The organism is Butyricicoccus faecihominis (assembly GCF_014648015.1).
GTDB classification, from domain to species: domain Bacteria; phylum Bacillota; class Clostridia; order Oscillospirales; family Butyricicoccaceae; genus Agathobaculum; species Agathobaculum butyriciproducens.
Genome location: NZ_BMQH01000010.1, coordinates 39,970 through 52,939 on the forward strand (window position 1 = coordinate 39,970; position 12,970 = coordinate 52,939).

The following is a 12,970-nucleotide window of genomic DNA, read 5'->3' on the forward strand; positions in this document are numbered from 1 at the left end:
ATACCTCTGCCCGCGCCGCGGCGGCGCGTCCTCGTCCGCTGTGCGGGCGAGAGGGGGTTATCCCAAACGGTTTCGCAAGGAACCGGTTGGGTATCTAAGGGGGACAGCGTCCCCCTTAGAGGTTAAATCGCCTCGTGGAAGGTACGCGAAATAACCTCACGCTGCTGCTCGCGGCTCAGCTTGTAGAAGTTGACCGCGTAGCCGGAAACACGAATGGTCAGGTTCGGATACTGCTCCGGATGCTCGTAAGCCGCCATGAGGGTTTCGCGGTTGAGCACGTTTACGTTCAGGTGATGCGCGTTCTGCGCGAAGTAGCCGCCCATGATGGCAACAAGGTTGTTCACCTGCTCCTCATCGGTCTTGCCGAGCGCACCCGGCGTGATGGAGAACGTGTTGGAGATACCATCGCGGCAGTAGGTGTAGCTCAGCTTTGCAACCGAGTTGAGGGAAGCCAGCGCGCCGGAAACGTCGCGGCCGCTCATCGGGTTTGCGCCCGGTGCCAGCGGTTCGCCGTGACGGCGGCCGTCCGGCGTGTTGCCGGTCTTTTTGCCGTACATAACGTTGGAGGTGATGGTCAGGATGGACAGCGTGTGGATCGCACCGCGGTACAGCGGGAACTGCGTCAGCGCCTGATAGAACTTCTCAACCTGCTCGCACGCGATCTGATCTACACGATCGTCGTCATTGCCGAACTTCGGGAAATCGCCCTCGATCTCGAAATCCACGATAATGCCGTTCTCCGGATTGCGGATGGGCTTTACCTTGGCATACTTGATCGCGGAGAGCGAATCCGCCATGCAGCTCATGCCCGCAATGCCGAACGCCATCAGGCGGCGCACCTCAGTATCATGCAGCGCCATCTGGCTCTTCTCGTAGGCGTACTTGTCGTGCATGTAATGGATGGTGTTCATCGCGGAAACGTAGGTCTTAGCCAGCCACGGACGGTAGAAGTCCATGCGGCGGAGAACCTCCTCATAATCCAGCACATCGCCGTCCATGACCGGCATCTCCGGGCCGACCTGCTCGAACTTGTTCTCGTCACGGCCGCCGTTGATCGCCATCATCATCAGCTTTGCGATGTTGGCACGCGCACCGAAGAACTGCATGTCCTTACCGACGCGCATCGCGGATACGCAGCACGCGATTGCGTAATCATCGCCGTAGTACGGGCGCATAACGTCGTCGTTCTCGTACTGGAGCGCATCCGTGTCGATAGATACCTTTGCGATGAACTTCTTCCAGTTCTCCGGCAGGTTTTCGCTCCACAGAACGGTCAGATTCGGCTCTGCGGCAGCGTTCAGGTTGTACAGGGTGTTGAGCATGCGGTAGCTGTTCTTCGTAACCATGTGACGGCCGTCCTCACCGATGCCGCCGACTGCCTCGGTGATCCACATCGGGTCGCCGCCGAACAGCTCGTTGTACTCCGGCGTGCGCAGGTGGCGCGCCATACGCAGATGCAGCACGAAATCATCCATGATCTCCTGTGCCTCGGACTCGGTCATGAGACCTGCCGCAATATCGCGCTCAAAGTAGATATCGAGGAAGGTGGAGGTGCGGCCAAGGCTCATTGCGGCGCCGTTCTGCTCCTTGATGCCGGCCAGATAGCCAAAGTACAGCCACTGAACGGCCTCCTTTGCGTTCTCTGCCGGACGGGTGATGTCAAAGCCGTAGGAAGCCGCCATTGCGATCATGTCCTTGAGCGCCTTGATCTGGTCACTCAGCTCCTCCGCGCAGCGGATCTCCTTTTCGGTGGTAGGCACATCGCCGAGCGCATCCTTGTCCTTCTGCTTCTCCTCGATCAGACGGTCCACGCCATACAGCGCTACGCGGCGGTAGTCACCGATAATGCGGCCGCGGCCGTAAGCGTCCGGCAGGCCGGTCAGCAGACCAACGTGACGCGCTTCACGGACATCCTTGGTGTATGCGGAGAATACGCCGTCGTTGTGGGTCTTGTGGTACTTGAACTCCTCCTCAATCTTGGGAGAAACCTCATAGCCGTACTGCTTGCACGCATCACGGACCATACGCATGCCGCCGAACGGATTGCATGCACGCTTGAGCGGCTCATCGGTCTGCAGGCCGACAATTACCTCGTTGTCCTTGTCGAGATAGCCCGGGCCGAATGCCGTGATGGTGATAACGGTCTCGGTGTCGATATTGCGGACACCGCCCTTTTCGCGCTCCTCCGCGAGCAGTGCGTCGAACTTCTCACGCAGCGCAGTCGTGCGTGCGGTAGCCGGAGCCAGAAAAGCGCCGTCACCATCATACGGGGTGTAATTCTTCTGGATAAAGTCGCGGACATTGATCTCGTTTTCCCAGTTGCCGCCATTAAAGTTGTTCCATGCGTTCATGTTCTTTTCCTCCTGTTTGTGCTGTCTGCTGTCCTTTTTATGGCAACAAAAAAAGGACAGCATCGCGTATTGCTTGCGACACTGCCCAGACGGTCGGCATTGAGACACACTTCACGGTGCATCTGATTACGGAACTCCCTGCTCCCCGGTGGTTTGCGCTCCACCTGTGTCCGTCAGTTGCAGGGAATCTGTCTGGCATTAGCATAACACATCTGCCGTTCAATATGCAACTGCCGAAAGTCACAAAAAATCCATGTGAAAAAACCGTGGAATCTGTGTAAAGTATCTTTTCAATTTACACAAAATAGGGTATAGTAAAAAAATGATACTGCGCATTATACACATATAGAATGCGGAAAACAGAGTCAGGAGGCAGACGAGTATGTTGAAGATTGGTATGCTGACCAGCGGCGGCGACTGTCAGGGGCTGAACGCGGCACTGCGCGGTGTAGCGAAAACACTGTATAACGAACTGGGAGATAAAGTAACCATCTATGGTATTCGGGACGGCTACCGCGGTTTGATCGAGGGCGATTACCACGAAATGCTGCCCGAGGATTTTTCGGATATTCTGACGGTCGGCGGCACTATTCTCGGTACGTCGCGCCAGCCGTTCAAGGAAATGCGCAAGACCATCGAGGACAGTGAGGAGACCAAGCTGGATAAAATGCTGCACACGGTGAAAAAGGCAGGCTTTGACTGTCTGGTCATTCTTGGCGGCAACGGCACGCACAAGACCGCAAACCTACTGAGCATGAAGGGTGTCAACGTGGTAACGCTGCCCAAGACGATCGACAACGATCTGTGGGGCACCGAGCTGACGTTCGGTTTCCAGTCCGCGATTGATATCGCGTCCACGGTTATTGATTCCATCCATTCCACCGCATTTTCGCACTCGCGTGTGTTCATCGTGGAGGTTATGGGACATAAAGCCGGCTGGCTGACGCTGTACGCAGGCATTGCCTCCGGCGCGGATGTCATCGTCATTCCGGAGATTCCCTACTCCGCAAAAAAGATTGCCGCAGCGATCGAAAAGCGTGCCAAGGCGGGCAAACGATTCTCCATCATCGCGGTCGCGGAGGGTGCCATCAGTCAAGACGAAGCCAAGCTGAGCAAAAAGGAATTCAAGGCTGCCCGCGAGGCGATGACCTATCCGTCCATCTCCTACCGCATTGCGGACGAACTCAAGGAGCTGACCGGTCAGGAGATCCGCGTTACCATTCCGGGCCATTACCAGCGCGGCGGCGCTCCCTGCCCGGCCGACCGTGTGCTGACAAGCCGGTTCGGCGTAGCGGCAGCGCAGCTTATCACGCAAAAAAAATTCGGCTATATGGTCGCGCTGCAGGATAACCATATCGTGCCGGTTCCGCTGACCGAGGTCGCAGGCAAGCTGAAAACCGTTCCGCCCGATGGCGAACTGGTGAAGCAGGCAAGAGCGCTCGGACTGTCGATGGGCGACTGATTGTCGAATTGAGAATTGAAAACGGAGAATGAACGCAGCTATTTAATCCGTTCCAAAAAGGACGCATAATATGCGTCCTTTTTTCGTGCGAAAGCACATATAAAATTCCGGTTTGCTTGCAAACCGCAACTACATGACAGGATTTCGTTCAGAAATCTGAGTCATTGTCCCGTGCCGTGCACGACCGCCGTTTCACGGCGGCATTCAATCGCGTTTGCCGTGCAAATGCAAAAAAACGCAGGACATGCGCGCGCAGCGCGGACATAGCCGCGCAAGGATAGCGCCTGCGTTTTTTTACAAGAAAGGGATTTTGTGTGCCCGCCAAGGCGGACGCGCAAAATCCCGTATAGGACGTACCGAGCCATTGGCTCGGTACGTCCCTCTCGTCCGAAAGCGTGGTTTCGGACGAATTATTTGATGGTCATAACCTGATCACGAGCAGGGCCTACGCCAAGCATGGTGATCGGGCACTCGATGATGCGCTCCAGCTCCTTGATGTAGGACTGCACGGTTGCCGGCAGTTCCTCGAAGGAACGGCAGTCCGTGATATCCTCGGTAAAGCCGTCGAACTCCTCGTAAACCGGCTCACAGTCTACCAGATCCATGAAGTTTGCCGGGAACTCGGTAACGGTCTCGCCGTTCTTCAGCTTGTATGCAACGCAGACCTTGAGCTTCGGCAGGCCGCGCAGCGGGTCGATCTTGTTGATGACAACATCGGTCAGACCGTTTACACGAACCGCGTAGCGTGCAACAACTGCGTCGAACCAGCCGGTACGGCGCGGACGGCCGGTAACGGTACCGAACTCGCCGCCTGCATTGCGGATATAGTCACCGGTTTCGTCGAACAGCTCGGTCGGGAACGGACCCTCGCCCACACGGGTGGTGTAGGACTTGAAAATGCCCATGATCTCGTTGATGGCAGTCGGGCCGACACCGGAACCGATGCAGCAGCCGCCTGCTACCGGATGAGACGAGGTAACATACGGATAGGTGCCCATGTCGAGGTCGAGCAGTGTGCCCTGCGCACCCTCGAACAGCACTTCCTTGCCGGACTTGATGGCGTCATAGGTCATAACGGTGGTGTCGCGCACCATCGGACGCAGACGGTCTGCGTAAACCTTGTACTCTGCGATAACAGCGTCCGCGTCGATCGGCTCGCCGCCGTAAACGCCGGTGATCACGCGGTTCTTGCGGGCACAGGTCTCGCGGATAACCTCCTCGAAACGCTCTGCGTCTACAAAATCGTGCATGCGGATGCCGCTGCGCTCGGACTTGTCCATGTAGGTCGGGCCGATGCCCTTCTTGGTGGTGCCGATTGCGGTGCCTTCCTTGGCCTTCTCTGCCTCGCTGAGCGCATCCAGCTCAAGGTGCCACGGCATGATGCAGTGGCAGCGTGCATCGATGAACAGCTTGTCGGTGGAAACGCCTTTCTCGTGCAGGCCGTCGATCTCGCCGAGGACAGCCTTCGGATTGACAACAACACCCGGGCCGATGACGTTGACGCACTCCGGATACAGGATGCCGGACGGAATCAGCTGCAGCTTGTACTTCTCACCGCCGGCTACAACGGTGTGACCGGCATTGTTGCCGCCCTGGCTGCGGACAACCAGATCCGCCTTGCCTGCGAAAATATCAATAAACTTACCCTTGCCTTCGTCGCCCCACTGGGCGCCGAGAATTACCTTACCTGGCATTAGGATTTCCTCCCTTTCTATCTGCAACGTGCTCTTGTCACGCAGTATACTTATAATAGGTAACAGCCATACCCTTAAAATTATAGCATACCCTTTTCTACTTTTCAATGCCGTTTTGCACGTTTTTGTCTTGTAAAAGGCGGCCCGCCGTTGTAAAATATTTTATAATAGCGGGAAGTATGGCCGCACGGCGGTCTGCCCCGATGAAGGAGTTCGTTTTTCTATGCATTATCTTGATAACGCGGCAACGACCCGCGTGCTGCCCGAAGCGGCCGAAGCGGCCGTTCACGCGATGTGCGAGGAGTTCGGCAACCCGTCCAGCCTGCACCGCATGGGGCTGGAGGCCTCGCATCTGCTCGAGGACAGCCGCAGGACGGTCGCGTCTGCGCTCGGCTGTCTGCCCGAGGAAGTATATTTCACCGCCTGCGGCACGGAGAGCACCAACATTAGCCTGCGCGGTACCGCTCACCTCAACCGACATAAAAAGGGCCGTATCATCACGACCGAGATCGAACACGCGGCAACCATCAACACCGCAAAGCAGCTTGCTGCGGACGGCTTCGACGTGGTTTTCCTTGCACCGGATGCAACCGGTCACATCACGCCCGAGGTGCTGAGCGAAGCACTGACCGAGGACACCATTCTTCTCTCCTGCCAGCTGGTCAACAACGAGATCGGCACGGTACAGCCGGTCGAACAGCTCGGCAGGCTGCTCAAGGCCAAGGCACCCAAGGCACTGTTCCACATTGATGCCGTGCAGGGTCTTTGCCGTGTACGCCTGACGCCGAAAAAATGGAACTGCGACCTGATGAGCGTTTCCGGCCACAAGATCGGCGCACCCAAGGGCATCGGTGCGCTGTATGTGAAAAAGGGTCTGCGCCTGCCTCCGCTGACGTTCGGCGGCGGTCAGGAGCGCGGCATACGCCCGGGCACCGAGGCCGTGCCGAATATTGCCGCATTTGCCAAGGCGTGCGAGATCCGCATGGCGCATTTCGACGAGGATTACGCCCATGTGCAGGAGCTGGCCGACTACCTCAGGCAGCAGGTCAGCGCCGAGCTGCCGGATGCTGTAATTAACGGCGAAGGCGATATCCCGCATGTGGTCAATCTTTCCGTGCCCGGCTGCAAGAGCGAGGTCATGCTACATGTACTCGAGGGGGACGAGGTTTACATTTCCAGCGGTTCGGCCTGCTCCAAGGGCAAGCAGAGCGGTGTGCTCAAGGCGCTCGGTCTGCCGAAAGCGCGCACGGACAGCGCACTGCGCGTGTCGTTTGCACCGTTCAACACGAAGGAAGATGTGGATGCCTTTATTGCAGCCGTCAAAAAGGGCGCGAAAATGTTCCGCAGATAAGCTAATTCGTAATTAGGAATTATTGCGAGGAGGTAGGGTTATGAGCAAAAAACATATTATGAACGCCGGTATCTGCTGTATCTGCACGGCCGTGATTTTCGGTCTGCACTTCTTCGTGTACGGCCGGATGCTGCTGGACAATCCTGTGCTGGTTGGCGCTACCTGCGCTGTTTTTATTGCATCAGCCGCAGGGCGTACAGGCGAGGAACGAGAACCATGGTTTCCGCCTAATCATATCGTTACACGGCTTTGTCAGCTGATATTCTGCGGTATCCTCTGCACCATTCCGTACATACTGTTCACGGAACCGTATTCTCTCGACAACTGGATTTTCCTGCCGCTTTGGGCTACGTTGAGCATTATCGAGCTAAGATATCGAGAGCAAAATTCCACTGCCTATGCGGCTGCTATGGTAGCTGTTCTGTGTATTACCGGCGCATTTCTGCTGATTACCCACCCGATTACCGCATCACAGGCGCAGAATATCGTTGAGCAGGCAGGCTACACAGACTGTGTTTACTACAAAGTCGATCCCAATAACAATACCGCGTATAAAGACGGTCGGGACAGCGAGGCTCTCTACTTTTCTGCGCCCGAACCGGCTGACAAGTCCGACTATTACGCCTTTTCCGCAAACAAGGATGGCGAAAAATACGGTGTTCTTGTTTCTTATTTTCGCGGGACCATTGACGAGGAACAAAAACAAGGAGTTTAATCTATATGGAATACAAAACCATCACCAAACCGAACGGCTCCGCGCAGCAGATTGCCGTTTACGACGGCAAATGCCGCTTCTGGATGGAGGGTCTTTACGACAGCCTGCCGGACACTGCCGAAAAGCGTGCAGCGGAATGCAGTCTGCCGGTCAAAATTGACCGCCGGGAGGACGGCACGGTCAGCGTCGGCACGCAGTCGCTCGTACCGTGGGAGACCGATTACGGCAAACTGGAAATCATGGCGGACGTTTACTTAAACTATCTGGCACAGGTGTTCAACCTGCCGGATGATGATTACGTCAAGACCCGCTTGGAGTTCGGCTCGGACAGCGCCGACCGCGACAGCCTGATGACCGCCGAGGAGAAGGAAATCATCAGCGCAAACAAATAAATTTACCATCAAGGAGACAATAAATGAAAGAAGTATTACTGCTCAAGTGCGGTGAGATCGTCCTCAAGGGACTCAACCGCAAAACCTTTGAGGATCGTCTGCTGAAAAACCTCAAGCGCCGCATGGCGCACGTTGCAGACTGCGAGATCACCATGCGCCAGTCGGTCGTTTATGTGGAGATTCCGGACGATGCGGACGCAGATGCGGTTATGGAGTGCGCAAGCCGTGTGTTCGGCTTTGCGACCATCTCCCGTGCAGCGGTCTGCCCGGAAAAGACGCTCGAGAGTGTCATTGCGACCGCAAAGGACTATCTGGCACCCAATTTTGCGGCGGCTAAGACCTTTAAGGTCGAGTCCAAGCGCGGCGACAAGAAATTCCCGATGACATCGACAGAGATCAGCCAGCACGTCGGCGGCGAGCTTGCTGATCTGTTCCCTGATGTTCGTCCGGATATGCACCATCCTGACCTGACCGTGCACGTTGAGATGCGCGAGAAGTACGCCTTCGTTCACGCCGGTCCGGTTCCGGGTGCGGGCGGCATGCCGATCGGCTCGAACGGCCGTGCAGCGCTGCTGCTCTCCGGCGGCATCGACTCCCCTGTTGCCGGCTGGATGATGGCCAAGCGCGGTCTGGAGCTGTGCGGCATCCACTTTTTCAGCTATCCGTATACGTCCGAGCGCGCCAAGGAGAAGGTGCTTGAGCTGGGCCGCAAGCTGACCGCATGGTGTGGCCGCATGAGCGTTATGGTCGTGCCGTTCACCCACATTCAGGAGGAGATCCGCGACAAGTGCCACGAGGAGCTGTTCACGCTCATCATGCGCCGCTTTATGATGCGCATTGCCGAGCGCGTAGCTGTCGAGTACGGCTGCGGCGCACTCATCACCGGTGAGTCGCTCGGTCAGGTTGCCAGCCAGACCATGCCCGCCATGGCCGTTACCGGCGCAGTGTGCGACCTGCCGGTGTTCCGTCCCTGCATCGGCATGGATAAAGAGGAAATTGTGACGATCGCCCGTAAGATCGACACCTTTGAGACCTCTATCCTGCCCTACGAGGACTGCTGCACCGTATTCACCCCGAAACACCCGAATACCAAGCCGAAGATGCCGAAAATCCTCGAGGCGGAGAGCCACCTCGACGTTGAAGCACTCGTGGACGAGGCGGTTAAGGGTGTGGAGATTATTCATCTGCCATAAACACAGGTATTCGCTATGCCGCAGGGCGGGGACACCCCGCCCTGCAATATAACCTCTATCACGTTTTTCCAAAGGAGGAAAATCCATTGAACGCAGAACTTATCGCAGTCGGCACAGAGATCCTGCTGGGCGACATCGTAAACACCGATGCACAGCTCATCTCGCAGGGTCTGTCCGAGCTGGGCATCAATGTATTCTACCAGACCGTTGTCGGTGACAATCCGGCGCGTCTCGAGCGCGTAGTCCGCGAGGCAAAGGACCGTGCTGACATCATCATCACCACCGGCGGCCTTGGCCCAACCCTTGATGATCTGACCAAGGAGACGCTGGCGACCGTTTTCGGCAAAAAGATGGTGCTGCATCAGCCGTCCATGGACCGTCTGACCGACTTTTTCAAGACCATTGGCCGCGAAATGACCAAGAACAACGAAAAGCAGGCATGGCTGCCCGAGGGCTGCACCGTATTCACCAACCTGTGGGGCACGGCGCCCGGCTGTGCGTTTGAGGCCGATGGCAAGCATGTTCTTATGCTGCCCGGTCCTCCGCGCGAGTGCAACCCGATGTGGAAGGAATGTGCAATGCCGTATCTGTACAAGCTGGCAGGCGGCTGCATCGTATCCCGCAACATCCGCGTATTCGGTCTCGGTGAGAGCAACATGGAGAATATCCTGCATGACATGATGGAAAAAAGCGCAAACCCGACCATCGCGCCGTATGCCCGTACCTCGGAGTGCTTCGCGCGCGTTACCGCCAAGGCGGACACCCCAGCAGAATGCGAGAAGATGCTCGATCCGGTCGTTGACGAAATCCTGAAGCTGCTCGGAGACGATGTTTACGGCGTAGATGTTGACTCTCTCGAGCAGGTAGTCGGCGACGGCCTGCGCGAGCGCAAGCTGACCCTCGCAGTAGCCGAAAGCTGCACCGGCGGTCTGCTGTCCAAGCGTCTGACCGACATCCCAGGCGCATCCGATTACTACCTCGGCGGTGTGTGCTCGTACAGCAACAGTGTCAAGGAGAAGGTGCTCGGCGTGAAGAAGGAGACCCTCGACACGGTCGGCGCGGTATCTCCCGAAACCGCAGAGCAGATGGCAGTCGGCGTTGCAAATGCGCTCGGCTCGGACATCGGCGTCGGCATCACCGGCATTGCCGGCCCGGGCGGCGGCACCGAGGACAAGCCGACCGGTCTGGTCTATATCAGCGTTTGGTACGACGGCAAGTTCTTTACCCGCAAAATGCAGTCCTCGCTCGGCCGCGACCGTGTGCGCATGCAGGCCGCTTCTACGGCGCTCGATCTCATCCGCCGTCACATTTTCTGAACAAATTTATATCGAATTGTACGTTATTTTGTCATTTCCACTCAAATGATGTGGAAAGCAAACAAAATTTCTGTAAAGAAAGTCCAGTAATTGTGCTAAATTGCTGGACTTTTCTATTTATGTGATGTATACTATATCTAACTAAAGTGAGGGTATTCCGCCAAAATTCTGTCGAAGTACACAAACTGTTGGAAAATATTCGTATTTTCCTTCATTTGGCGGCTGTAAAGGGAGAGATGCTGTATGAAGAAAAAATCCGCAGCACCCGCCGCGGAAAAGCGAAGCGAGCTTTTCTATTCCGGCCGGGATTGTCGCGCGTTCGATTACATGGGAGCCCACCCTTTCGTGCAGGATGGTGAACAGGGTTATCTGTTCCGTGTTTATGCACCGGAGGCCGAAAAAGTTTCCGTCATGGGTGAGTTCAACGACTGGAATCGCGACGCCGATTATATGACGCGCGATGAACAGGGTATCTGGGAGAAATTTATTCCGAATATTCCGGAATATGCCGCATACAAGTATAGTGTATGGGCCAAGTCCGGCGATGTGTTTGACAAGTCCGACCCGTATGGCTTCCATTTTGAGACCCGTCCGGGCAACGCCACCAAGGCGTATGACCTCGACGGCTACGAATGGGGCGACGCCTCGTGGCTGGACTGGCGTAAAAAGCACCTGCCGTATTCCAATCCGGTCAACATCTACGAATGCCACCTCGGCTCGTGGAAGATGCACGAGGACGGCAACTTCTACTCCTACCGCCAGCTGGCGGACGAGCTTGTGCCGTATGTCAAGGAAATGGGCTACACCCACATCGAGTTTATGCCGCTGACCGAGTATCCGTTCGACGGCTCGTGGGGCTATCAGGTAATCGGCTACTTTGCCGCCACCAGCCGCTACGGCACGCCGAAGGATCTGATGTACCTGATCGACAAGGCGCATCAGGCCGGTCTGGGCATTATCATGGACTGGGTTCCGGCGCACTTCCCGAAGGACGGCTGCGGACTGGTCGAGTTTGACGGCTCGCACCTGTACGAATACGCCGATCCGCTCAAGATGGAGCACAAGGAATGGGGCACGCGCGTATTCGACTACGGCAAGGTCTCCACGAGAAACCTGCTGTTCTCCTCCGCGATGTTCTGGATCGAGAAATTCCACATGGACGGCCTGCGCGTGGACGCGGTCGCTTCCATGCTGTATCTGGATTACAACCGTCAGGGCGAATGGCGGCCGAACGTTCACGGCGGCCGTGAGAACCTCGAGGCCGTTGACTTCCTGCGGCTGCTCAACGAGTACATTCTGACCGATCATCCGGACGTTATGATGATCGCCGAGGAGTCCACCGCATGGCCGATGGTGACCAAGCCGGGTTATGACGGCGGTCTGGGCTTCAACTTCAAGTGGAACATGGGCTGGATGAACGACATGCTGTGCTACTGCTCGGCGGACCCGTTCTTCCGCAAGGACATGCACGACAAGATCACCTTCTCGTTCATGTACGCCTTTTCCGAAAACTACATTCTGCCGCTCTCGCACGATGAGGTCGTGCACGGCAAGTGCTCGCTCATCAGCAAGATGCCGCCTCCGTATGAAAATCAGTTCGGCGGTCTGCGCGCGCTGTACGGCTATATGGCCGCACACCCGGGCAAGAAGATGCTGTTCATGGGCGGCGAGTTTGCACAGTTCTCCGAATGGGCGTACCAGCGCGGACTGGACTGGATGCTGCTGGATTATCCGGCGCACCGCCAGATGCAGGCGTACGTCAAGGCGCTCAATCACTTCTACCTTGCTACTCCGCAGCTGTGGGAGCAGGATACCGACTGGCGCGGCTTCGAGTGGATCAGCCATGAGGACAACCGCAACAACATCATCGCCTTCCGCCGTGTGGCGAAGGACGGCTCGGATATCGTGGTCGTTGTCAACTTCTCTCCGGAGGAGCAGCAGGAATACCGCATCGGCGTTCCGATCACCGGCACTTATGAAGAGATATTCACCTCGGACAAGACCGAGTTCGGCGGCAGCGGCATGGCAAATGGCAAGCTCAAGACCGAAAACAAGCCTATGCACGGTCAGGAACAGTCCATTGTTCTGAAGATTCCGCGCTTCGGCGTGCTGTTCCTCAAGGGCAAGGCAAGAGCCAAGCGCCGCACCAAGGCAGAGATCGAGGCCGCAAAAGCCGCAGCTGCCAAGAAACCGGTAAAGCGCACCCGCTCGACTAAGGCGGTTGCGAAATCCGGCACCAAGGCCGTAGCCCGCACAACCGAGAAGTCCGTAGCCAAGACCGGCTCCAAATCCGTTGCAAAGACCACTGAAAAGGCGGTGGCACGCACCGGAACCAAGGCAGTTGCGAAAACCACCGAAAAGGCGGTTTCCGTACCGACAGACAAGGCAGTAACCGCAACCGGCGGTTCTAAATAAGCAAGCGCAAGTTTGCTGCAAAAGAGATACACAGAGGGGATACGCCAGACGGCGTATAGATTGCAGCGATGCAAACTGTGA

The 12,970-nt window shown here is 56.6% G+C and carries 9 protein-coding genes and 1 riboswitch; of the genes, 7 read left to right on the forward strand and 2 right to left on the reverse strand.

Going from position 1 to position 12,970, the window contains the following annotated elements; all coding sequences use genetic code 11:
- Nucleotides 1-122 precede the first annotated feature (122 nt).
- The gene (gene pflB, locus IEY11_RS10670) at nt 123-2,351 is read right to left on the reverse strand and encodes a formate C-acetyltransferase (protein WP_188886516.1); all 2,229 of its coding nucleotides are present in this window, start codon (nt 2,349-2,351) and stop codon (nt 123-125) included.
- 76 nt (nt 2,352-2,427) lie between these two features.
- Nucleotides 2,428-2,542: riboswitch (ZMP/ZTP riboswitch) on the reverse strand.
- Nucleotides 2,543-2,733: 191 nt separating this feature from the next.
- Between pflB and IEY11_RS10675 the strand changes: the two genes are divergently transcribed.
- Nucleotides 2,734-3,813 (forward strand): 6-phosphofructokinase, encoded by a 1,080-nt coding sequence (locus IEY11_RS10675; RefSeq protein WP_117751038.1) that lies wholly within the window; start codon nt 2,734-2,736, stop codon nt 3,811-3,813.
- A 410-nt stretch (nt 3,814-4,223) separates the two neighbouring features.
- Here IEY11_RS10675 and IEY11_RS10680 read toward each other — a convergent pair whose 3' ends face one another.
- A complete protein-coding gene (locus IEY11_RS10680) occupies nt 4,224-5,507 on the reverse strand; it encodes an adenylosuccinate synthase (RefSeq protein WP_188886517.1) in 1,284 nt (427 codons plus the stop codon).
- Between the two features lie 223 nt (nt 5,508-5,730).
- On the opposite strand from IEY11_RS10680, the gene IEY11_RS10685 reads away from it, so the two are divergent.
- The 6 genes from IEY11_RS10685 to glgB all read left to right on the forward strand — a co-directional run bounded on the left by IEY11_RS10685 (nt 5,731) and on the right by glgB (nt 12,889).
- Entirely contained in the window at nt 5,731-6,858 is a 1,128-nt protein-coding gene (locus tag IEY11_RS10685; RefSeq protein WP_188886518.1) for a cysteine desulfurase family protein, read from the forward strand.
- Between the two features lie 40 nt (nt 6,859-6,898).
- Complete coding sequence (locus tag IEY11_RS10690) at nt 6,899-7,573, forward strand: hypothetical protein (RefSeq protein WP_188886519.1); 675 nt, start codon at nt 6,899-6,901, stop codon at nt 7,571-7,573.
- Nucleotides 7,574-7,578: 5 nt separating this feature from the next.
- A complete protein-coding gene (locus tag IEY11_RS10695) occupies nt 7,579-7,965 on the forward strand; it encodes a hypothetical protein (protein ID WP_188886520.1) in 387 nt (128 codons plus the stop codon).
- Nucleotides 7,966-7,988: 23 nt separating this feature from the next.
- The gene (gene thiI / locus IEY11_RS10700; RefSeq protein WP_110435324.1) at nt 7,989-9,158 is read left to right on the forward strand and encodes a tRNA uracil 4-sulfurtransferase ThiI; all 1,170 of its coding nucleotides are present in this window, start codon (nt 7,989-7,991) and stop codon (nt 9,156-9,158) included.
- Between the two features lie 86 nt (nt 9,159-9,244).
- Nucleotides 9,245-10,474, forward strand: coding sequence for a competence/damage-inducible protein A (locus tag IEY11_RS10705; protein WP_110435325.1), 1,230 nt, complete (start codon nt 9,245-9,247; stop codon nt 10,472-10,474).
- A gap of 243 nt (nt 10,475-10,717) precedes the next feature.
- Nucleotides 10,718-12,889, forward strand: a complete 2,172-nt coding sequence (gene glgB / locus IEY11_RS10710) for a 1,4-alpha-glucan branching protein GlgB (RefSeq protein ID WP_188886521.1) — start codon at nt 10,718-10,720, stop codon at nt 12,887-12,889.
- The last annotated feature ends 81 nt before the right edge of the window (nt 12,890-12,970 follow it).